Source organism: Pseudoalteromonas atlantica (genome assembly GCA_007988745.1).
GTDB classification, from domain to species: Bacteria; Pseudomonadota; Gammaproteobacteria; order Enterobacterales; family Alteromonadaceae; genus Pseudoalteromonas; species Pseudoalteromonas atlantica.
In genome coordinates this window covers 12,590-34,101 of the sequence record BJUT01000047.1, presented here as the reverse complement: position 1 = coordinate 34,101, position 21,512 = coordinate 12,590, and the positions used below count along the sequence as shown (strand labels likewise).

Here is a 21,512-nt window from a genome sequence, read left to right as displayed (position 1 = left end):
CAGATCAGATAGCTGATAGCTGATAGCTAACTTATTCTGCCGCTAAGTAATCTAAAACCACTTGATGGTGATCTTTGGTTTTAAACTTATCAAATAAGTGTTTAATTTTACCGTCTTGGCCTACTAAAAAGGTTAAGCGGTGAATACCATCGTATTCTTTACCCATAAACTTTTTGTAGCCCCATACGCCAAATGCTTCAGCAATGGCGTGATCTTCATCGGCGAGCAAATCAAAGTTAAGCTCTTTTTTAGTTTCAAAGTTTTTAAGGCGCTTAATAGGGTCTGGGCTAATACCTACAACGCGGGAGTTAAATTGAGCAAGCTGCGCTTGTTGGTCACGTAAGTTTTCGGCTTGAACCGTACAACCCGGTGTAGAGGCTTTAGGGTAAAAGTACACCAGTACTTGTTGCTCTTTTAACAGCTCACTTAACGTGACTGTTTCGTCGTTTTGGTTTTGTAAGCTAAATTCTGGTGCTGTATCACCGGCTTGTAATGGACTAATTTTGTTCATGCTGTGCTCCTTAGCGAATACGTTTAAAAATATAATCTACGTTAAGATTGTGCGAAAGGTTTTCAAAGGTCACTTTAAATTGGTCTATATCAACCTCTACTGGGATATTAAACTCAATTTCGCAGCGCATTTTAGTGTCGGTTTCTTCATCGTAGGTGTCTGACTTTAATGAGCAGATACTAATGTGGTGATCGGCAAAAAAACGCGTTACTTTACTCAGTGTACCTGGGGTGTCTATCCCTGTGTATTCAAGGGTATAGCCTGCGCAAAATTCACTTTCGGTGTGGCGAGTGGTGCTGCGCTTCATCATGGTGAGTAGGCCTAGCTCCATGCCTTTAGTAGGCAAGGTGTGCTCTATGCGGCTAATGGCCGACATATCGCCGCTTAGCAGCATGGTAAAGGTAAATTCGCTGCCTAAAATGGCTATTCGGCTATCTATAATGTTGCAATGACAATCACTTACAAGCTGTGTAAGTTCACTTACAATTCCCGGTCTATCTTCGCCAATAGCGGTTAAAACAATTTGATGATTTGAAAATGCAGTCATGAAGTTTAATACCTACGTTTTTTGAAATATAACAACCGAGTTGGTATAGCCCGCTGCGCATACACTACGTTGCACGGCGGCGAAGTTTAACACAAAAAGCGCCCTAAACTACATAGGCGCTTAATTAAAGGCGCTTTAAAGCGTTGTGTTCCTTGTTTTTACTGGCACAGGAAAGTACCATAGCTAAAATTTGTCTTTTTGTTGTGATTGATTTTATAACACTTAGGTGTGAACTTTATTGCAATTAGACAGCCAAATAATAAATGTAAAGTTAATGTTGATTTTACACTGAACCAAATTCGGTATTACCCACTCATATACGTGTAAAACAATTAAAGGGTATGCTAAGGAGAAATATCTGTGCAGTATTGGATCCCAAAAGCACTTGCAGTGAGTGTATTGGTAAGTTTATCAGGGTGTAATGTTTTTATTAATGAAGCGCACAACGAACGCAATTATCGTACGCATGAAGGTGTTAAAACCCCGCCATCGTTATCTCAACCAGCGCAAGATCCGGTTTATAAAATGGATGTGGGCCAATACGATAACAACCCTGAGGCAACAAACTATCGTCCACCAGCACAGGTTTTAACTGTTGCTAAAGGTAGCTGGGTAGAAGAGGGCGATAAACAAGCGCGTATTTACTTTGATAAAAACGATGGCATTGTTGATTTAGATGAATTTGTTTGGGACTCAATTAAAGCGGTTATTGCCGAAAATAATGCAACAACCACAAAAGAAGATAAGCTACTTGGTATTATCGAAACTGACTGGTACTCAATAATTAAAGCTGAAGAGAGCTGGTTGTGGGGCGATGAGGTAAGCGAAAACCAAGAACGTTTTAGATTTACAATTGAAGAAAAATCGCATCAGCGTACTGCTTCGTTACGCGCTGAACTTATTGACTTTAAAGGTGATGATACGTTAACCGATTTACTTAAGCAGCAATTAGAAGTACGCGCGCTTAACCAAGTTGTGGCTGAATTTGATTATCGCTATCGTCAGTTAGAAGTAGAAAACCGCAAGCGCCAAGGTATTATTTCTTTAGAAATGGGCTTTGATAACAAAGGCAATGCTGCACTTGTTACTGAGCAATCATACGATGCAGTATTCGACCGCTTCTCGGGCTTTTTAGAACGCCTATCGTTTACTATTGTTGAGATTAAAACCGATACCGGCTTAATAACTGCCGACTACAACAAGCCAGAAAGCAGTGTATGGGATTCTATTTGGGGCGACGAAGTTGCGCAGCTTCCAATTGAAGAAGGCCAATACCAAATTTTAGTGAGCAAAACTAAAGAAGGCGGTACAAGCTTAACCTGGATGGATGACAAAGGTGAAACACTCGAACCTGGCACCATGAATGGTTTACAACAAGCGTTAGAAGCAGCACTTATTCAGCGCGGCATCAAAATTTAATAATTAATAATAAGTTTTTACTACAAAAAGAGCGCTTTGCTCTTTTTGTAGTTTTTATGGATTAAAAAATATGTCTCAGTTACCTCCTCGCGGGCACTATACGTGGCGCACTTGGTTTACTTTTTTAGTACCGTCGTTAATTGGTGTGTTTTTATTTATGACACCCATTCCTACCGCAGACGGGATGACCATTCCTATTGCGTTAATGGCTAAAGGCGTGCAAGCGTTGATGTCTGGCTCTGCGCAAGCAATTATTACCCTTATTATTTGTATTACTGGCGTTATGTCGGTGATCACCAAAGTATTTAAACCCGCCGCTATTTGCCAATCTCCCCTGTTAAAACATTTATTTGATGTAAGTGTAGTGTGGTTAGTGGTGCGTTTATTTGGTATGGCGTTTGTGCTAATGACCCATTTAGGGTTAGGTAGCGAGGCAATCACCTCTGCAAACACAGGCGCTTTGGTATTAAACGACTTATTACCTGTTTTGTTCTCGGTATTTATACTGGCCGGTTTATTACTGCCTTTACTAATTAACTTTGGGTTATTAGAGCTTGCAGGCACCATGCTAACCAAGGTAATGCGCCCTGTATTTGGTGTACCTGGGCGAAGTGCAGTTGACTGTACTGCGTCGTGGTTAGGTGATGGCAGTGTTGGTATTTTAATGACCGCAAGGCAGTACGACCAAAAGCACTACACGCAGCGCGAAGCCGCTATTATTGGTACTACGTTTTCGGCGGTTTCTATTACCTTTAGCTTGGTGGTTTTAGGCCAAGTGAAATTAGAGCACTTATTTGCCCCATTTTATGCCACCGTATGTTTAGCCGGTGTAGTTGCCGCTATTATTGTGCCGCGCTTACCGCCACTTCGCTTTAAAAAAGACTTGCTTATTGATGGTAGTGAGCCAACTCGCGATGCTGAGGCTATCCCAACGGGTAAAAGCTTAGTAGGGCACTCACTTGATGTAGCATTAGCAAAAGCCAATAACTCGTCGGGCTTTAAAGGTACCTTAAAAGAGGGTGTACATAATGCGCTTGATATGGTGTTTGGTGTACTGCCTGTTGTAATGGCCGTAGGAACATTTGCACTTATTATTGCTGAGCACACGCCGGTATTTCAATATTTAGGTATGCCGTTTGTGCCATTTTTAGAGTGGTTACAAGTACCCGAAGCACAGGCCGCGGCACAAACTATTATGGTGGGATTTGCCGATATGTTTATTCCGTCAATTTTAGCTGCGGGCACCATTGAAAGTGATGTAACTCGCTTTATTATTGCCGCAATGAGCGTAACTCAGCTAATTTACATGTCTGAGGTTGGCGCACTTTTACTGGGCAGTAAAATACCGGTAAACATTGTTGAGCTGTTCGTTATATTTATTTTACGTACACTTATTACGCTGCCGGTTATTGCCTTAATGGCGCATTGGTTAGTTAGCTAGTAGTGTATTTTTATAAAAAGCCCTGATTTATCAGGGCTTTTTTGTGACTAGTTATTTCAATTCACCCTAATACTTAACATTCTTAAGTGGCAAATTGATACTAAATACGAATGAAGATTAAAAACGCCTTGCCACTGAAAGAGTTAAAAAGTTTAAACCTGGGTTAGGCTCTTTAAATCCGGCGTTTGAGTAATGAATAACCCTTAACGCTACGTTTGTGTGGCCAAAGTCTGCAACTAGGCCAATACGGTCTTCAAATTGGTAGTGAGTACTAATATTTTTGCCCGCAAATTTAGTTTCATCAATAAGCGATACGCCAATACCTGCTTCAATATAAAACGGGGTATTATGAAAACTAAAAGCAGGAAACTGCAGTACGGGCGACATAGCCAAAACAAGATTAGATTGCGAGTTGTCACCATGGCGGTATTCCCACATATTAACGCTGGTTTCAAAATAAAAGCGCGCATCGCCCACTAAGTTTTGTAAGCTAGGGGCATGATATTGATAAGCCAGCTTAACGCCATTCACGTTGCCTTCGCCCTTGAGAAAATCTACGGCGTAACCATGATTAGACTGCGCAAACGCCGTGTTACCCCATACAGAAATAACTAAAAATAGAATAAGTGTGAAAGTTTTATATACCGTTTTCATAACTGCCAAATTGGTGTGTGAGTCGAATGAGTAAATAAATGATAAGGGCGGGCCATTCACATTTTCAATGAGGACAAAATGCCGCTTGTTTATGGGGTGTTAACAGGGAAGGCTTAACTAATTGAAAATAAATAGTTTATTTAATTGGTGCTGTTTTGGCATTAATAAGGTGCATTTTTGTGTCTGTTTTTGTGGCTTAAAATCGCGTAATTTAGCCACATCTTAATCACACACATGGTCACGCTCATGAAACTTTTTAACACTATTTTTATTGCTGCTGCCTTTTTTAGCAGCGCGTTATTTGCGCAAACGGCGCAGTCGCCTCAACATATGCTTGAGGGCATTGCCGATACGCTTTTTAGCGATATTGCAAAAGTAAATGCACAAGGCGATGCAAGCAAAGCCGACATGGCGCGCATTGTAGAGACGCGTTTAATGCCAAACATAGATATTAAGTTTGTGTCGTTTAAATTGCTTGGAAAACACATAAAAGGCATTGAGCGTGAGCAAGCTGTACGCTTTATTGATGCAGTAGAGCATTATTTAACAGGCACTTACGCAGGTGCGCTAATGAAATACACCGGCCAACAAGTAGTATTTGAACAAGATACCGCTAAAAGCGACTCTGAGTACGCGACGGTTAAAACGCAAATTATTGAGCCAAATGCGCCCGTGATTGATCTGCATTTTAAGCTGCGCCAAGGTAAAGACCAGCAATGGAAAGTATACGACATTGTTGCCGAAGGTATTTCGCTTTTAAGCGCTAAGCAAAAAGAGATCATTCAACGCATTTCTGATGTAGGCTTAGAGCAAGTAATTACTGAACTAAAAAATAAATAGTTCACTTCCTGATTAAGACCCTCTCCAACCACAAAAGCAGCCGCACTAAAGTGTATTGGCTGCTTTTATATTTTCTTAATATTCATCTACTTTAAGCTCGCAGCAAAAAAAAGGTGTGATAGAATATCAGCACGTCGATTAAGCGTGGTGTCAGCTAAAAACTGCTATAACTGACGCCTCATCAAGCTACACTGGAGTTGTGCTGTTTTAATGGAAAATGTACTGATTTGGCCAAAGGAATACCCATTACTTATTAAAGGACTTGTAGAACAAAACGGTGCCTTTATTTTAGATGCTTTAGAAGCTTGGCCTGCATGTCGTTCTACTATTGAAGATGACGGTGTATGCACCACTGTGCTACCACCCATTTACTATTTGATATGGTTAACCCCGCTTGAACCCTTTGAAGAGTGTTATTTTCAGCATATTAGTGAATATGACGAAGATGCGCACGCTTACATTGCTGCTGTTAAAAATCATTATTTAGATAACGAATACACCAGCGAATCAATGGCGCTAATGCTGTGCCAGCGCTTAGAAAAATACGCCAGTGTGGCGGCGCAAAACGCACTTGATACGCCGCTTTCGTTGTTTAGCTTATTATTTAGTAAACGCTATTTTTCGTTAATTGAACATGCTCTAAATAGTGGCAGCAAATTAAGTGCACACGATACGCTAGCACTGTGGCAAGAAGTTGATTTTAGAGAGCGTTTAAGTGCTTTTTTACCTGAATCGGTCGCTGATTTAAACGAACTTACAGAGCTTGCGAGTCAAAAAGTAGCAAACGGTAAAGACTATTTTACGTTGTTAACGCAAGTATCGCCTGATGTAGATTCTATTGTATTGCTTGAAAAAGCATTACTTGCTCATTTAAGCCAAAAAAGCGCAAAGCAAACCATGGCGATGCGTTTTATAGAGCAAGGTGCCACTGGTACATTGGCTGATGAAAACAATAAAACAGCGTTTATGTGGGCAGCCGAAAAAGGCTATGTAAATGTGATAGAAACCCTGTTGGCTAAACAGGATCAAAAAGCGCAAGACACCTTAGGCAATACCGCACTGCATTATGCAGTGTTAGCTAAAAACGAAACCCTTATGGTGCTATTACTAAAAGCAGGTTACGACTTTAGAGCACGTAATAACGAGGGCTTAAGCTGTTACCGGTTAGCAGTAAGTATTAAAGCAAGCAATTTAGTTAAATGCCTTGAGCGCGATTTTGGTATAAAAGAGCTTTCGCCAGAAGGGCAGTTTAACCGTATCAAAAAGGTACACGCCTTACACGCAATTGTCACTATTTTATTGCCATTGCAGCTGTATTTCTTTTTTGATGAAAGCATTGCCATAAAAAGTGAGCTGACTTTAATTTTTACACTGATTGCATCGGTGTGTTTTTTCTTTGCGGCGAGCTTAAAGCGCTGTGCGCTCTATCCACATATAAAGCACCCGTGGGGATTATTTGTGTTGCGTGTTTTTTCGTTGTTAAGTTTAATAGCTCAGCTTGGATTAGCCAGCATAGTTGCACTGGCTGCACTGAGCGAATTAGTGTAGCGACTGCTATGGCGCACTAAAAGCCTAAAAAAACGCGCTTACATTGTTATGTTAAACGCGTTTTTTGTATGTATAAGCTGTTATACCAATCCGCAATAATATCTAATCATTTAGCGGGGCTAAACGTGTCGCTATCTGCGTTAAAAAACTCTCATCTAGAACAACTAAATAGCGAATTTTTTGCCTTGCTATTAACACGTTTTTCCATCCTCAAAATAGATCACTTACTTATGCGGATTGGTATTATTTCAACTTCCAACATAAATACTTAATTTTGCGAATTAGTATTATTTATTGTATTCGTTAGCGGCTTTTTCCTCTGCGAGTTCTTCTTTAAGTTTACGTATTTTTAAGCCTTGCTCTTGCCCGCGGTGCCTTGCGTAATACGTGCAGCCAATAAACATGGCAGAGGCAAATACAAGCTCTAATAACACCCATATTAGCTCATCAGGTGCAGCCCATAACATGGTTAAGCCGTGTATAAAGTACAACATAACAACAAAATTAGCCCAGGCGTAAGTGTAGGTGTTGTCTTTAATAAAGCCTCTTAAGGGCAACAGTAAAGGGGTTATAGGCACAAACAAGGATACAAAACTTGTGTTGCCATTTAGCGGAGGTACAAAGTACATCCACAGAGGAAATAAAAGTAATAAACCCACATAGCCAAAAATAGCGGTGCGCTGAAATTTTACAGTAATTGGCTTTTTAGCAGGGGTGTCAGCGGTATTCATTGAAGTCTTCTCGCAATGTGAGTGAGGCGTTTACCAACGCTTTGGCATATTTTAATTTCGTCTTTACTTAAAGTATTCGTATTACTACTGCCGGCTACATGTGTTGCCCCGTAAGGTGTGCCGCCGGTTTGCGTAGCTAGTAACTCTGGTACTTCGTAAGGTACCCCTAATAACATCATGCCGTGGTGTAGTAGCGGTAATGATAAATTAAGTAAGGTGGCTTCATTGCCGCCATGCATACTGCTTGACGATGAAAACACACAGGCTGGTTTATCTATTAACTGGCCTTTTAGCCAGAGATCGCTGGTGGTTTCCCAAAACGTTTTTGCTTGCGATGCCATCATGCCAAATCGGGTAGGTGTGCCAAACGCAAGGCCGTCGCAATTTATTAAATCATCTTTTGTAATTACTATATCGTGCGGATTTTTAGCAACAAAGGTACGCAATACGGCTGTGGCACCCTGTTGCTCTATAGATTCGGCTATTTCGTGCGCCATAGCCTCAACCGAGCCATGGCTTGAGTGATACAGTACAACAATGCGAGTCGTCATTATAATACGCTTAATACGTTTTCTGGCGGACGGCCAAGGGCTGCTTTACCGTTGTTTTGTACAATAGGGCGTTCAATAAGTTTAGGGTTGTCTACCATGGCATTTATTAGCGCTGACTCGTTGGTTTCTTCTTTTAGGTTAAGCGCTTTGTATGCATCTTCTTTTGTGCGCATTAGCTGGCGAGCTGAGCTAAACCCTAATTGTTCTAAAAGTTGGCTTATTTGCTCATGGTTAAGCGGTGTTTTTAAATACTCTACTACGCTTGGTGTTACGTTGTTTTGTTCTAGTAATGCGAGGGTTTCACGCGACTTAGAACAACGTGGATTATGATAAATAGTCACTGACATACAATTAGTTCCAAAATGTAATTTGCCGCTATTTTAGGGCAAGCGCTGGCAGACTTAAAGCCTTGCCAGCTCTTTTTGTAAACGGCGATACTGAGTAAGCAAGGCTTTTAAGCGTTGCTGTTTAACCAGCTCTGTGGGTTCTACGAAGTTAAGCGCTTTTTGGATTTCGTCTGCGGCTTTAATATACGCGCCATATTGCGATAACACATCAGCATTGGCCTCGTGATAAGCGGCAAGCTTGTCTTGCTTTTTATAGGCATCGGCTAATAGCTGTTTACCTAAGTTGTGATCGGGCTTTTCAAGTAAAAAGCTTTTTAAAATGTTTTCAGCTAATTCAAACTGCTCAGCCTCTAATGCTGCATTTGCATAGTTTAAAGTAATAACTTGGTTGTTAGGGCGATAGTTGTTTAGTTCAGCCAAAAATTTTACCGCTTCGTCGGCTTTTTTTTGCGCTATTAGTAAATCGGTATGGGTATCGATATAAAATAAATTTTTAGGACTTTGTGCTAATAACGGCTCTAAAATTTCGGCGGCTTCATCTAGCTTATCTTGATCAAGTAAGCTTATGCCCAAGCCGTATTTAAGCGCGGTGTTGTTGTAACTGTTTTCGCGCATTAATTTTTTAAATAACGCTTCGGCATTTTCGGGCTTATTGGCATAACGAGCAAGTACTCGGCTTTTTGCTAAATTAAACTCAAGGCTTGGGTTTAAATGGCGCACAGGGAATTGCTCTGCACGTAGGCGTACGTCAGATACACGGCTCTCTGGCAATGGGTGAGTCAGTAAAAAAGCGGGTGGTTTGTACTTATACCTTATTTGCGCTGAAAGTTTAGTTAAAAATTCACTCGATGCACGGGCGTCAAAACCGGCGTTATTAAGGGTTTGCATACCAATTCTGTCGGCTTCTTGCTCGGCAGCACGGCTGTGAGTTAGTTGGCTAAACGCGGCTTGGGTTTGGTTAGCCGAAATAATAGCAATACCTGCGTCGGGAGCTACAACGGTGGCTAATATACCGGCTATCATGCCTGCAATAGTCAGTGCGCTGTTGTCTTGTTGTTGCTGAATACGACGAGCTAAATGGCGCTGAGTTACGTGCGCTATTTCGTGCCCAAGTACAGAGGCAAATTGGCTTTCGTTATCTGATTGCGCAATAAGCCCAGTATGCACACCAACATGCCCGCCGTAAAAAGCAAAGGCGTTAATTTCGTTGTTATTTACCCAAAAAAACGAAAAAGGAAAACGCACGTCGTTTGCATTAGCCACAAGTTTTCGGCCAAGTGTGGTTAAGTATTCGTCTAAAACGGGGTCGTTTACTACCGGTGATGAGCCTCTTATTTGCATCATCATCACTTCGCCAATGGCTTGTTCTTTTTCAAGTGGCAAAACTTGTAGCGCAGACGTGCCTAAATCGGGTAGCGTAAAGTTTGTTTGTGCCTTTAACGGCTCACTAACCAGTAGGCTAAAGGTAAGCGCGGCACTGCATAAAGTGATAAAGGCTGATTTTAGCTGCATTTTATTCCTTGTTAATTTGTTCACCAATTGCAATTTTTGCTATGTCAATTTCATCGCTGCTTGCACGACTGTCTTTTTCGCACAATTGGTAGAGTTCTTTTATTGTGACTCCATCAAGCTTTACAACGTTCAATTCCTGCTGCAAAAATTTAATAATTTTATGTACTACCTTATGTGCATGTAAAATAATGGCTTTATCGGCCTTGTCGCCGCGCTCAAAATAAAAGCCAATAAACTTATGGAGCTGGTTTATGCGGATCAGGTTTTTCATTGAATGCGGATCCCATACTTTAAACTCCATAAAGCGGTTATCTTTAACGTATTGATCAATAATTATATCTTTAGCATAAGGTTGCGCCCAGAGCTCAAAGCCTCGGTCGGTAAATACTTGGTGTAGCGCTATACGCGGCTTATGCTTGGTGTGTATTTCACCAAAATCATCTTCATAGCCATCAAGCAAGTCTAAGTTCCAATTGCGTTTATTGATCAGGCTTTTTACAGCATTATCAAATCCGTGCTCCAATATTCCTTCAGATTCGCTGACCGAAGAAGCAACAAGATGATAAAAAGGCGGGAGCTCTCCCCAGTTTATCTGCTTTTTATACCAATTAATCTCTTTGAGAGTTGGATTACTAGGTAGTTGCGCTTTATTATGCGTGCCAGGCATTAACTTATCCTTACTGCTAATTATGTTATAAGGATAAACCATTGCTGGAATGGTTTTAAGAAAAAGTTACTGCTGTTCACATTTTATAAATAGAATGACCGACAATATGCGACTTATTATTCATTTTACTTAGCGAGTAAAGTAGTTATGTTAGAGTGCGATTTAAAAAAATTTAAATGCCCACAACAGTTTGTACAATTTAAATTAGCGCTTCGTAATGCGCAGTCATCTAATAAGGCAATAACGTTTAGTATAAATAACGACGAAAGCGCAGATGATATTACGCGTTTTTTAAGCAAAAATGCATATACATATAAATTTGATCAACACCTAGGACTATTACTAGTGGAGCCATTGTATGTTTGAATACGTTAAAACATGGTACGAAAGAAAGTTCTCAGATCCTCATTCAGTCACCTTACTTTTTTTACTCATTGCCTCTGTGGCATTACTGTACTTTTTTGGCTCGTTAATTGTTCCTGTGTTAGTGGCATTGGTGATTGCTTATTTACTTGATTGGCCGGTCGTGCACTTAGAGCGCTTTGGGTTAAAACGCTTTAGCGCCACAGTCATTGTAATGCTGATATTTACCGGGGTTATGCTTACCCTTATTTTGGTTATTGGCCCCGTACTTTGGAAGCAAACCAGTAATTTAGTACAAGAAACCCCACACATGGTAGAGCAAGGTAAGTCATTTTTAATGGCCTTACCGCAGCAATACCCCAGTTTAATTAATGCCGAGCAGGTCCAAGCTATTGTGGCAAGTGTAGAAGCAAAGGCGCTCGAATTTGGCCAAGTTATTGTCTCGTTTTCACTTACTTCGCTAAAAGATGTTGTGGCATGGCTTATTTATTTGGTGCTCGTACCCTTACTTGTATTTTTTATGCTTAAAGACAAGCTTGAGCTTACAAGCAGTGCCGCTACGCTTATTCCGCAGCAGAGACGGTTAATTTTGCAAGTGTGGCACGAAATGAACCAGCAAATAATGAATTATATTCGAGGCAAAGTATTCGAAATTTTAATTGTGGGTGGCACCTCGTTTATTGCCTTTACTGTACTTGATTTACGTTATGCAGCTTTACTTGGCGTGTTGGTTGGGTTTTCGGTGTTAATTCCGTTTGTAGGTGCGGCATTGGTTACTATACCGGTTGCGGCGGTGGCGCTGTTTCAATTTGGTATCGAAACGCAGTTTTGGACCATATTAATAATTTACGGGGTCATTCAGGCGCTCGATGGCAATGTATTAGTGCCCTTGTTGTTTTCTGAGGCCGTTGATTTAAATCCCGTATTTATTATTGTTGCAGTGCTATTTTTTGGTGGCTTATGGGGATTTTGGGGCGTGTTTTTTGCCATTCCGCTCGCATCGCTTGTAAAAGCGCTAATAAATGCCTGGTCATCTACGCATGGAGAAATAACAAAAGAGCGGGCAGAGTAACGTACTTTTAGTTTAAAAAAGCATAGTAAACGCACCTAAGTTACTAATTGATTATTACCCAATGAGAACAAACTTATGTACTATTGGGTATAAGATATATTTTTTAGTAATAAAGGTGCATTTTTAATGTCTGAGTTTTTATTGCACGATGAACAAGCAGCCCAAGTTTATCTTGATGCAAACGCTACAACACCTGTTTTACCCTGTATTGCCGATGTGGTGTCGCACACCATGCAAATTTGTTTTGGTAACCCTTCAAGCCCCCATATTAGCGGTATACAAGCTAAGTATTTATTAGAACAAACAAGGCAAAATGCACGCCATGTTATTGGTGCGCCCGATGGCGATATTCTTTTTACCTCAGGCGCAACGGAGGGCATACAAACAGCCATTGTTTCAACGCTCATTCATGCTAAAAATCATACGATTAAAAACCCTGTATTATTGTACGGGGCAACTGAGCACAAAGCGGTGCCTAATACGTTAAAACATTGGAATAGCGTTTTAGGCATTAACGCCCAATTACTGGCTATTCCTGTTGATAGTAAAGGGATTTTAGATTTAGCGTTTATTAGTGAGCACATAAATAACGCGCTAATGATTTGCACCATGGCGGTTAATAACGAAACCGGTGTTTATCAAGACTTAAATGCTATTGAGTATACTATTCGCAGCCGTAATAAATCAGTGTCTTGGATGGTTGATTGTGTACAAGCCTTAGGTAAACAAGCGCTAGCGCTTAGTAGTACCAGCATAGATTATGCCCCGTTTTCGGGCCATAAACTCTATGCACCAAAAGGTATTGGTTTTTTATACATTAAAAATGGCAGTGCCTATACGCCATTTATTGCGGGGGGCGGGCAAGAAAGCGGCATGCGCTCTGGCACCGAAAACCTACCAGGTATAGCAGGGCTTAATAAACTGTTTAACTTGCTGCTAGATAAAAACGACGACACGTTTAAGTCGGTTGAGGTATTAAATAGCTATAGAGCGCAACTGCTTAATGCGCTGCAAAGTACCTTTGGTGATATAACCTTTAATCACGATTTTTCACATTCTGTACCTACCACCCTTAATTTTGCTGTCGATACGCTTACCTCCAAAGAGGTTATTGATTTATTTGACGCAGCAGGCATTAGAGTGAGCGGTGGCTCGGCGTGCAGTACAGGTGCAACGCGCAGTTTTGTGCTTGATGCAATGGGGGCAACTAATTGGCAAAGTGAAAACGCCATTAGGCTGTCTTTTGGGCCTGCTGCAACCGAGCAGCAAATTAGCCAAGCATGCAAGCGAATATGCTCGCTAAAGGCGGTATTAGAGGCCAATTGCTTAATTGTTTCTGACAGTGCCTCGCCAAAGCAAGAAGTATGCGCGCTGGGATTAACACAATTTAGGCATAAAGGGGCGTGTAGCTGGCTGTATGTTAGTGACGATGACAGTGCCGTTATTATTGACCCGGTAATAGAGCTTATTCCGCGCTTTAAAAAAATAGTGAGCACACAACAGCTCAACGTAAAAGCAATTTTAGATACCCACCAGCACCAAGACCGCCCAAGCGCAGTGGCTTTGTTAAATGAAGTACTGGGCACAACGCATGCGATGCAAAATAGCATTGAGCTTGGTACAAAAACGCTAACCATAAAGCCAACCCCAGGGCACAGCAAAGACAGCGTTAGTTATTTATTAAAAGATCGCACCACAGGCCATATTGATTATTGTTTTTGCGGTGATTTAATTTTACCTGCAGGACTTGGCAATACCTCGCTTGAAGGGGGCAGTGCAACGCAAATGGCACACTCACTTATTACCCTTGCTGAGCAAATAAGTGACGATACGGTTATTTGTTCGGGGCATGACTATCAGCAATGCTTTGCCATTAACTGGCGTACTGTACGTGCACAAACGCCTTTGCTTAGCCCATTATTAGATGGAGAAATAAGTACGGCGCAATTTGCACAGTTAAAAGCGCAACACGATCAGCTACATATGCAAACCAGTAGCCAATTGTGTGGCTATGTACAGGCGGCGGTGCAAACAGACACTAAGCAGCTAGACTTTGGACAAGCTAAAGCGTTACTAACGCAAAAAAATGTGTATTTAATTGATACCCGTGAGCCGTATGAACATGGCGCAATTAATGTGGCGGAGCTTTTTGCTGCGTCTTTAGCTAATACGCTTAATATTTCACTTAGCCGTATGGCTAACGCCATAGTACAAAATCAATTAAACCCGCAGCACACCTATATATTACTGTGTAGAAGCGGCAATCGTTCTAAAATTGCAGCGGCAAATTTACAGCAATTAGGCTTTGCGAATATTTATAACGTAGCGGGTGGCTTGGCGTTGGTGGGCTAATTATGGGCCTAGTTTTGAGGATGTTTTAACCACCTATAAAGCTAGGCGAGTGCATACGATGCATTTTATGCTTTGGGCCTATAATGTTTCGAAGTTTAATTTGCAGCAGTGTTTGGTATTTTTACATGGATGTAAGCCAGTAGCGTAACGCAGGAGCCGTTACTGAACCCATTAGGGAACAAACCTCGCGCCAAAATTAAATTGTTCCTAGTTTGTACAAATTTTAATCCTAAAAGGTCAACAGGCCCTAATTCATGAATATTTAATAAATGTTGTTTAAACTATTAAATGCTTAAAATTTGTGGGTAATTAATTCATAAAATTTTTATGATACCGGTGTCAAAAGTAAAAAATTGCGTTATTATCTGCATCATAAATTATAAAAACAGCATTTTTATTGCTTTTTTCGTTATACTAAGCGCTTGCTTTTTTACTAGCACTACGCGCAATTAGCGAAGTCTTTTTACCTAAAACTGTTTTTAAATCATTAATTTAAATATTTTAGAGGATATTTACATGTCTAATCGTTCGCAATTAGCAAGTTGGCAAGCACTGCAAAATAGTGCCGCGCAGATGAAACAAACCCATCTAAAAACGTTATTTGCACAAGATGATACACGATTTGATGCATTCTCTACTCAAATTCCGGGTGTGTTGTTTGATTATTCAAAGCAGCGTATTGATAAAACTATTTTTGCACAACTCATCGAGCTTGCTAAAGAGTGTGACATTGCCTCTTGGCGCGACAAGATGTTTAGCGGTGAAAAAATCAATATTACAGAAGAGCGTGCTGTTCTTCATACTGCTTTACGTAATCGTGCCCATACACCTTTAGTTGTTGACGGCGAAGACGTAACACAAGCGGTCGATAACGAATTAGCTAAAATTAAAACCTTTGTAGAAAAAGTACGCAGTGGGCAATGGGTAGGCTACACAGGTAAAGCAGTAAAAGATGTGGTAAGCATTGGTGTAGGTGGTTCAAACCTAGGCCCGCAAATGGCAACCGAAGCGCTAAAAGCACTTGCTGATGACACTTTAAATGTTCATTACGTATCTAATGCTGACGGTGTTCAAATTGCCTCTGTGTTAAAAGCAATTGACCCAGAAACAACCTTGTTTGTTATTTCATCGAAAACATTTACCACATCAGAAACCATGACCAACGCCAAAACGGCCGTTGATTGGTTTTTACAAACAGCAAAAGATGACAGCGCCATTGCTAAGCATTTTGTTGCTGTTAGCACAAACTTAGAAAAAACCGCAGCCTTTGGTATTAGCGATGAAAACGTATTCACTATGTGGGATTGGGTAGGGGGTCGCTTTTCACTTTGGAGTGCGATAGGCTTACCTATTGCGTTATACCTAGGTTATGACGCGTTTGAAGCTATTTTAGAAGGCGCATTTGAAGTAGATGAGCACTTTAAAGCAGCCCCATTTGAGCAAAATATTCCGCTTATAATGGCACTACTTAGTGTATGGAATACCAGCTTTTTAGGCTTTACGTCGCAAGCTATTTTACCGTACGACCAAGCGCTTCATATGTTACCTGCGTATTTACAACAAGGTGAGATGGAAAGTAACGGTAAACACGTAAACTTTGCTGGCGAAACCGTACCTTATACAACGGTTCCTATTATTTGGGGTATGACCGGTATTAACGGCCAACATGCGTTTTATCAGTGTTTACACCAAGGTAATGTAATTGTACCTGCTGATTTTATTGCCTCAGTTAAGCCGCAGGTAGCCGTAGATAAGCATCACGATATTTTATTATCTAACTTTTTAGCGCAAACAGAAGCAATGATGAGCGGTGTAGATGCACAGCAAGTCACAGAAGATTTAGCCGCTAAAGGTAAAACACAAGCACAAATTGATGAGTTACTAAATCATAAAATTCATCAGGGTAATCGCCCTACAACATCTATACTGCTAGATACAGTTGATGCAAAAACAGTAGGACGCTTAATTGCGCTGTACGAACATAAAATTTTCTGCCAAGGCATAATTTTAGAAATTTGCTCATTTGATCAATGGGGTGTAGAGCTTGGTAAAGGCCTTGCCTCTAAAATTGAAAGCGAACTAACCGATGACAGCGTAAAACACGCCCACGATAGTTCAACAAATGGCTTAATTGCGTACTACAAGCAACACCGTACGCAGTAATATATTCGCTTATGTAAATAAGCAAACCGAGTACCTTTGAACGGGTAGCGCTGGAGTTCTTAGGGCCTGTATTTTTGTGAGAGGATTTACAGGACTCCTAAGACTCATTTAATTGTGCGAACAGTCAAATAATAAATAAAACGCCATAGCGTAAAACATTCAATAGGCTTTTATTAACACTAAGAGCCACTGTCATTCAAGCACTAAACCTGCATACCAAGCGGCTTATGGAAGTCGCTTTTAGGTATTACAAACGTAGAGAGTAACTATGCTTAATCCTTTTGATATTATAATTTTTGGGGGCGGTGGTGATCTTGCGTTACGCAAATTGCTACCTGCAATGTACAGAGCATATCAAGAAGGCAACTTACCAGAAGGCTCGCGTATTCTGCCTACAGTGCGTGAAGAAAGTAAGCGTGCTGACTACATAGAAACAGCGCACAACGCACTGAAAGAGTTTTTAAGTAAAGGCGAATTTAACGCTAAAGATTGGAAAGCATTTTCTACTTACTTAGTGCCTGTAGTAAGCAACGTAACCGAAGCTGACGACAACTGGGATGTACTTAAAGGCATTTTAGATGAGCACGACAGCAATAAATCTCGCGTATTTTATTTATCACTTCCGCCTGCTGTTTACGGCACATGTTGTGAAATTTTATCAACGAAAGGTTTGATCACACCCACTTCACGTGTGGTTGTTGAAAAGCCAATTGGTTACTGCGGCGAATCAGCAGAGGCTATCAATGGTAAAATTGCAGAGTTTTTTGACGAAGAGCAAATTTTCCGTATAGACCACTACTTAGGTAAAGAGACAGTACAAAACCTAATGGCGCTGCGTTTTTCAAACTCACTGTTTGAAAACATGTGGGATGCTAAATCTATTGATAATATTCAAATTAGTTTATCTGAAACGGTAGGCCTTGAAAGCCGTGCTGGTTTTTACGATAAAGCCGGTGCACTGCGCGACATGGTGCAAAACCACCTATTACAGTTATTGTGCTTAGTGGCAATGGAATCACCAAATAAACTAAACGCAAATAGCATCCGTACTGAAAAACTTAAAGTATTAGAAGCACTTCGTCCGTTACTTGAAGGTGACGTAGATGAAAATATCGTTCGCGGTCAATACGTACCAGGGGATTTAAACGGTAAAATTGTACCTGGTTACTTAGAAGAGCTTAACGAAGGTTCAAGTAAAACAGAAACTTTTGTTGCTATTCGTGCACACATTGATAACTGGCGCTGGGCGGGGGTACCTTTTTACCTTCGTACTGGTAAGCGTATGGCTAAACGTTGTGCAGAAATTGTGGTTGAGTACAAAAAAGTATCGCACAATATTTATGAAGAAAACGTGGGTAATATTGAGCCAAACCGTCTTGTTATTCGTTTGCAGCCGGAAGAGACGATTCAATTAACGCTTATGTCTAAGCGCCTTGATAATCTTGAAATGCAATTAGAGCCGGTAACGATGAATATTGAGCTTTCTCAAGCATACAGCAACGGTTTCCATTCTGATGCGTACAAACGCTTAATGCTTGATGCTGCAGCTAATAACCCATCGTTATTTATACACCGTGACGAAGTTCGTCAAGCGTGGAAATGGATAGATCCAATTATTGAGCGCTGGCAAACTAAAGGCAAACCTGCACTTTATCGTGCTGGTAGCTGGGGACCGGATGATGCTGATGAATTATTAGCTGAAAACAACCACGTGTGGTTTAACACAGGCGATAAGGCGTAAGGTATGGCAACACTTGTTGAAAAATTTTTTGACTCAAAAGATGAGTTAACCGCTGAGCTATCACACACGCTTGAGCAATCTTTACGTGATGGCATAAAAAGTGATGGCCGTGCTGTGCTAATGGTATCGGGCGGTTCGTCTCCGGCGCCAGCGTACAAGCACTTATCAACGCTTGATTTAGATTGGCAAAATGTAGATGTTGCCATGGTTGATGAGCGCTGGGTTGAGCCAAGCCACGAAAAAAGTAACGAAGCGTTTATAAAAAGCACCTTGTTACAAAATTACGGCAGTGCCGCTAGTTTTATTACCATGAAAAACGATGCAGCAACGGCCGAGCAAGGTACACAAGTATGTGAAGCCGCTTATGGCGCTTTAAAAGCACCGTATGATGTAACAATTTTAGGCATGGGTCCAGATGGCCATACAGCGTCATTGTTCCCACATGCGCAGGGCCTTGAGCATGGTTTAACAACACAGCAAACTGTGTGCGCTATTAATGCAATAGAAAGTGACGTGACAGGCAGCATTACAGAGCGCATGACACTGACTTTAAATGCAATAGCAAACTCTAAAGTGGTTAAACTCCTGATCAGTGGTGAAGAAAAGCTAGCGGTATACAAGCAAGCTAAAGCGGGTGGCGATGTAAACGATATGCCACTTCGCGCTGTGATAAACCACCCAAGCATAAATATTGAAGTGTATTGGGCGCCTTAATTTAGCCGCTTATTTACAGTTTAAAAAGGCAGCTTAATTAAGCTGCCTTTTTATTTGGCTAAATAACATGCTAAACCTATTCAAAAAATACCGTCAAACTGTTAACCAGTGTTAATGGTTTTTATGGTGCTGTATTAAAATTACCCGTTATTTGTACTGTTTTTGAGCGTATTAGTTGCGTTTTTATTGTCTGTTTTTTAGCAACGCCCAGATTTAGTTAAACTTTATTTTTTCATGACGGTTGTCATAAAACTTTCCCTTCCTTTTTTCGTTCAAAAGCATTAGCCTAAAGGCATTAACAATGAAACATATATATTAAAAATAAACGGAGCAGTAACATGGCGGAGCAACAAGTACAGCCTTTACACAACGAAAAGCATGCCAACACTAAAATTCAAAACGGCATCAACGTTGAATTTATGAAAACTCAACATTTAGTGCCAGTAGTTGCACATGAGTTTGCACGCGTAGCAAATGAATTCCCAATGTCTTTTGTTAAAAACAACGAAAGCGGTACTTTCCAAGCAGTTGCAATGTTTGGCCTAGAGCCAGGCGAAAACCTGTTTGTAGAAGATGGTAAATGGACAGCAGCTTTTGCGCCTATGGCATCAACGCGTTACCCATTAGGTCTAGTAAAGCACCCTGAGCAAGATCAGTACGGTATTGTGATTGACGAAGCAAGCTCGCTTGTAGGTGAAGAAGAAGGTAACGCATTATTTGAAAACGGTGAAGAAACAGACTACTTAAAGCGTCGTAAAGAGTCTTTAGTGTCTTTCATTGAGTTTTCTCAAGTAACAGAAGCATTCACTAAATACTTAGCTGATAAAGAGTTACTAGTAGCGCAAACGCTAACAGTAGACATTAAAGGCGAGAAAAAAGACATCAACGGTATTTACCTTATCGATGAGAAAAAACTTAACTCGCTTAGCGATGAAGAATTTTTAGAGCTTCGTAAGCGCGGTTACTTAGCACCTATTTATTCGTTCTTAACATCTACTCACCAAGTAGCACGTTTAGCACGTTTAAAAGCTAAGCAAGACGCGTAATTACATACACGTTTAGATAAAAAGCGCCTGATGGCGCTTTTTTTGTGCCATTAAACTTACTCTATGCCAATTTTTAAAAATAGGCCAGAGGGGAAAATCACACCCTCGTATTTCGCATTATTATTAGGCTGTTTATTAAGTGCTTAAATAAAGTGCTAACTTAATACCGTTGATATTAGTTGAAAAAATACGTGTAACCATTCAAAGTAAATTCAATACTAAATTTAAAAAAGAGCGCACTATGAAAAAAACATTCTTATTGTCAGTTTTAGCCAGCGGCTGCTTAACACTAAGCACGCAAGCATTAAGTGAACAAGCCCCGTTTGCTATAGCGATTCATGGTGGAGCAGGCACAATTGAAAAAGCAAAATTTACCCCAGAGCAAGAAAAAGCCTACCGAGCAAAACTAGCCGAAGCTGTTGAAGCGGGTTACACCGTACTTGAAAAGGGCGGCGAAAGTTTAGATGCAATCACCACTGCTATTGAAGTATTAGAGCAGTCGCCTTACTTTAATGCTGGGCGTGGTGCAGTGTACACCTATGATGGCAGCCATGAGCTTGATGCCTCAATAATGGATGGGCGAAACCGTCAAGCGGGTGCGGTCGCTGGCGTAAAGCACATAGAAAGCCCAATTCAATTAGCCCGCTTAGTAATGGATAACTCAGTACACGTAATGCTTAGTGGTCAAGGCGCTGAAGAATTTGCCAAAGAGCAGGGCGTTGCGCTGATAGAAAATAATATATTTGATACTAAGCACCGTTATGAAGCACTTTTAAAAGCAAAGCAAAAATTAGAAAAAGCAACCAGCAAAAACTACCAAGCTGCGCATAAAGCCCTGCCAACAAATTATAAAATGGGCACCGTAGGCGCAGTGGCACTTGATAAAAACGGCAATTTAGCCGCAGGTACATCTACAGGTGGCATGACCGCAAAACGCTTTGGCCGCATTGGCGATTCCCCTGTTATTGGCGCGGGTACATTTGCTGAAAACGATTCGTGTGCGGTATCGGCCACCGGTCACGGCGAGTATTTTATTCGCTACAGTGTTGCCAGTGATATTTGTGCACGCGTTAAATATCAAAATAAAACCATTGAACAAGCTGGGGATGAGGTTATTAACCAAGTACTTGCGCCTATAGGTGGTACAGGTGGGGTTATTATTGTGGATGCTAAAGGTCATATTAGTATGCCATTTAATACCTCGGGCATGTACCGAGCAAGCAAATCGAACACGCAAGCAACCTTTGTGGGAATTTTTAAAAACCAATAGCGTGATATATAAGCCTTATAGGG

Annotated in this window: 20 protein-coding genes; 12 read left to right on the top strand and 8 right to left on the bottom strand. The window is 40.9% G+C overall.

Features of this window, described 5'->3' with window-relative positions; translation table 11 throughout:
• Positions 1-31 precede the first annotated feature (31 nt).
• Both bcp and PAT01_RS16015 read right to left on the bottom strand, forming a co-directional pair.
• Positions 32-511, bottom strand: a complete 480-nt coding sequence (gene bcp, locus PAT01_RS16020) for a thioredoxin-dependent thiol peroxidase (RefSeq protein WP_154945804.1) — start codon at positions 509-511, stop codon at positions 32-34.
• Between the two features lie 10 nt (positions 512-521).
• A complete protein-coding gene (locus tag PAT01_RS16015) occupies positions 522-1,058 on the bottom strand; it encodes a glycine cleavage system transcriptional repressor (RefSeq protein ID WP_024034205.1) in 537 nt (178 codons plus the stop codon).
• Between the two features lie 360 nt (positions 1,059-1,418).
• On the opposite strand from PAT01_RS16015, the gene bamC reads away from it, so the two are divergent.
• The gene (gene bamC / locus PAT01_RS16010) at positions 1,419-2,477 is read left to right on the top strand and encodes an outer membrane protein assembly factor BamC (RefSeq protein ID WP_029772477.1); all 1,059 of its coding nucleotides are present in this window, start codon (positions 1,419-1,421) and stop codon (positions 2,475-2,477) included.
• Between the two features lie 70 nt (positions 2,478-2,547).
• Positions 2,548-3,918, top strand: coding sequence for a YjiH family protein (locus PAT01_RS16005; RefSeq protein ID WP_154945803.1), 1,371 nt, complete (start codon positions 2,548-2,550; stop codon positions 3,916-3,918).
• Between the two features lie 117 nt (positions 3,919-4,035).
• Here the strand turns inward: PAT01_RS16005 and PAT01_RS16000 are convergent, their stop codons facing one another.
• A complete protein-coding gene (locus tag PAT01_RS16000; protein WP_154945802.1) occupies positions 4,036-4,572 on the bottom strand; it encodes an acyloxyacyl hydrolase in 537 nt (178 codons plus the stop codon).
• Positions 4,573-4,818: 246 nt separating this feature from the next.
• Between PAT01_RS16000 and PAT01_RS15995 the strand changes: the two genes are divergently transcribed.
• A complete protein-coding gene (locus tag PAT01_RS15995) occupies positions 4,819-5,412 on the top strand; it encodes an MlaC/ttg2D family ABC transporter substrate-binding protein (protein WP_154945801.1) in 594 nt (197 codons plus the stop codon).
• A gap of 210 nt (positions 5,413-5,622) precedes the next feature.
• Positions 5,623-6,960: an ankyrin repeat domain-containing protein gene (locus PAT01_RS15990; protein ID WP_004589168.1), complete on the top strand. Its 1,338-nt coding sequence runs from the start codon at positions 5,623-5,625 to the stop codon at positions 6,958-6,960.
• Between the two features lie 287 nt (positions 6,961-7,247).
• On the opposite strand, the gene PAT01_RS15980 is transcribed toward PAT01_RS15990, so the two are convergent.
• The 5 genes from PAT01_RS15980 to PAT01_RS15960 are packed head-to-tail and all read right to left on the bottom strand — an operon-like array spanning position 7,248 to position 10,768.
• A complete protein-coding gene (locus tag PAT01_RS15980; protein ID WP_154945799.1) occupies positions 7,248-7,691 on the bottom strand; it encodes a DUF2069 domain-containing protein in 444 nt (147 codons plus the stop codon).
• Complete coding sequence (wrbA, locus tag PAT01_RS15975) at positions 7,688-8,242, bottom strand: NAD(P)H:quinone oxidoreductase (protein WP_154945798.1); 555 nt, start codon at positions 8,240-8,242, stop codon at positions 7,688-7,690. The genes PAT01_RS15980 and wrbA overlap by 4 nt, the downstream gene beginning before the upstream one ends.
• The gene (gene arsC, locus PAT01_RS15970; protein ID WP_029772483.1) at positions 8,242-8,589 is read right to left on the bottom strand and encodes an arsenate reductase (glutaredoxin); all 348 of its coding nucleotides are present in this window, start codon (positions 8,587-8,589) and stop codon (positions 8,242-8,244) included. Before arsC ends, wrbA begins: the two co-directional genes overlap by 1 nt.
• Positions 8,590-8,643: 54 nt before the next feature.
• Entirely contained in the window at positions 8,644-10,101 is a 1,458-nt protein-coding gene (gene bepA, locus PAT01_RS15965) for a beta-barrel assembly-enhancing protease (protein WP_024034211.1), read from the bottom strand.
• A gap of 1 nt (position 10,102) precedes the next feature.
• Entirely contained in the window at positions 10,103-10,768 is a 666-nt protein-coding gene (locus PAT01_RS15960; protein ID WP_004589173.1) for a hypothetical protein, read from the bottom strand.
• Between the two features lie 147 nt (positions 10,769-10,915).
• Between PAT01_RS15960 and PAT01_RS20265 the strand changes: the two genes are divergently transcribed.
• From PAT01_RS20265 to PAT01_RS15920, 8 genes are all read left to right on the top strand, one after another.
• Positions 10,916-11,134 carry a hypothetical protein gene (locus PAT01_RS20265; RefSeq protein WP_154945797.1) on the top strand — a complete coding sequence of 73 codons (219 nt, stop codon included), beginning with the start codon at positions 10,916-10,918 and terminating at the stop codon, positions 11,132-11,134.
• Positions 11,127-12,203, top strand: coding sequence for an AI-2E family transporter (locus PAT01_RS15950; protein WP_004589175.1), 1,077 nt, complete (start codon positions 11,127-11,129; stop codon positions 12,201-12,203). The genes PAT01_RS20265 and PAT01_RS15950 overlap by 8 nt, the downstream gene beginning before the upstream one ends.
• A gap of 126 nt (positions 12,204-12,329) precedes the next feature.
• Positions 12,330-14,555 carry an aminotransferase class V-fold PLP-dependent enzyme gene (locus PAT01_RS15945; RefSeq protein WP_154945796.1) on the top strand — a complete coding sequence of 742 codons (2,226 nt, stop codon included), beginning with the start codon at positions 12,330-12,332 and terminating at the stop codon, positions 14,553-14,555.
• 516 nt (positions 14,556-15,071) lie between these two features.
• Complete coding sequence (gene pgi, locus PAT01_RS15940; protein ID WP_004589177.1) at positions 15,072-16,718, top strand: glucose-6-phosphate isomerase; 1,647 nt, start codon at positions 15,072-15,074, stop codon at positions 16,716-16,718.
• A gap of 268 nt (positions 16,719-16,986) precedes the next feature.
• Positions 16,987-18,459: a glucose-6-phosphate dehydrogenase gene (gene zwf, locus PAT01_RS15935; protein ID WP_004589178.1), complete on the top strand. Its 1,473-nt coding sequence runs from the start codon at positions 16,987-16,989 to the stop codon at positions 18,457-18,459.
• 3 nt (positions 18,460-18,462) lie between these two features.
• The gene (pgl, locus tag PAT01_RS15930) at positions 18,463-19,173 is read left to right on the top strand and encodes a 6-phosphogluconolactonase (RefSeq protein ID WP_154945795.1); all 711 of its coding nucleotides are present in this window, start codon (positions 18,463-18,465) and stop codon (positions 19,171-19,173) included.
• A gap of 338 nt (positions 19,174-19,511) precedes the next feature.
• Positions 19,512-20,219, top strand: coding sequence for a SapC family protein (locus PAT01_RS15925; RefSeq protein ID WP_004589180.1), 708 nt, complete (start codon positions 19,512-19,514; stop codon positions 20,217-20,219).
• Between the two features lie 241 nt (positions 20,220-20,460).
• On the top strand, positions 20,461-21,489 hold the full coding sequence (locus PAT01_RS15920) for an isoaspartyl peptidase/L-asparaginase family protein (RefSeq protein WP_154945794.1): 1,029 nt from the start codon (positions 20,461-20,463) through the stop codon (positions 21,487-21,489).
• The last annotated feature ends 23 nt before the right edge of the window (positions 21,490-21,512 follow it).

Coding starts and splice junctions, on each gene's coding strand:
- bcp (WP_154945804.1), bottom strand. CDS start 511: ATGAACAAAATTAGTCCATTACAAGCCGGTGATACAGCACCAGAATTT.
- PAT01_RS16015 (WP_024034205.1), bottom strand. CDS start 1,058: ATGACTGCATTTTCAAATCATCAAATTGTTTTAACCGCTATTGGCGAA.
- PAT01_RS16005 (WP_154945803.1), top strand. CDS start 2,548: ATGTCTCAGTTACCTCCTCGCGGGCACTATACGTGGCGCACTTGGTTT.
- PAT01_RS16000 (WP_154945802.1), bottom strand. CDS start 4,572: ATGAAAACGGTATATAAAACTTTCACACTTATTCTATTTTTAGTTATT.
- PAT01_RS15995 (WP_154945801.1), top strand. CDS start 4,819: ATGAAACTTTTTAACACTATTTTTATTGCTGCTGCCTTTTTTAGCAGC.
- PAT01_RS15990 (WP_004589168.1), top strand. CDS start 5,623: ATGGAAAATGTACTGATTTGGCCAAAGGAATACCCATTACTTATTAAA.
- PAT01_RS15980 (WP_154945799.1), bottom strand. CDS start 7,691: ATGAATACCGCTGACACCCCTGCTAAAAAGCCAATTACTGTAAAATTT.
- wrbA (WP_154945798.1), bottom strand. CDS start 8,242: ATGACGACTCGCATTGTTGTACTGTATCACTCAAGCCATGGCTCGGTT.
- arsC (WP_029772483.1), bottom strand. CDS start 8,589: ATGTCAGTGACTATTTATCATAATCCACGTTGTTCTAAGTCGCGTGAA.
- bepA (WP_024034211.1), bottom strand. CDS start 10,101: ATGCAGCTAAAATCAGCCTTTATCACTTTATGCAGTGCCGCGCTTACC.
- PAT01_RS15960 (WP_004589173.1), bottom strand. CDS start 10,768: ATGCCTGGCACGCATAATAAAGCGCAACTACCTAGTAATCCAACTCTC.
- PAT01_RS20265 (WP_154945797.1), top strand. CDS start 10,916: ATGTTAGAGTGCGATTTAAAAAAATTTAAATGCCCACAACAGTTTGTA.
- PAT01_RS15950 (WP_004589175.1), top strand. CDS start 11,127: ATGTTTGAATACGTTAAAACATGGTACGAAAGAAAGTTCTCAGATCCT.
- PAT01_RS15945 (WP_154945796.1), top strand. CDS start 12,330: ATGTCTGAGTTTTTATTGCACGATGAACAAGCAGCCCAAGTTTATCTT.
- pgi (WP_004589177.1), top strand. CDS start 15,072: ATGTCTAATCGTTCGCAATTAGCAAGTTGGCAAGCACTGCAAAATAGT.
- zwf (WP_004589178.1), top strand. CDS start 16,987: ATGCTTAATCCTTTTGATATTATAATTTTTGGGGGCGGTGGTGATCTT.
- pgl (WP_154945795.1), top strand. CDS start 18,463: ATGGCAACACTTGTTGAAAAATTTTTTGACTCAAAAGATGAGTTAACC.
- PAT01_RS15925 (WP_004589180.1), top strand. CDS start 19,512: ATGGCGGAGCAACAAGTACAGCCTTTACACAACGAAAAGCATGCCAAC.
- PAT01_RS15920 (WP_154945794.1), top strand. CDS start 20,461: ATGAAAAAAACATTCTTATTGTCAGTTTTAGCCAGCGGCTGCTTAACA.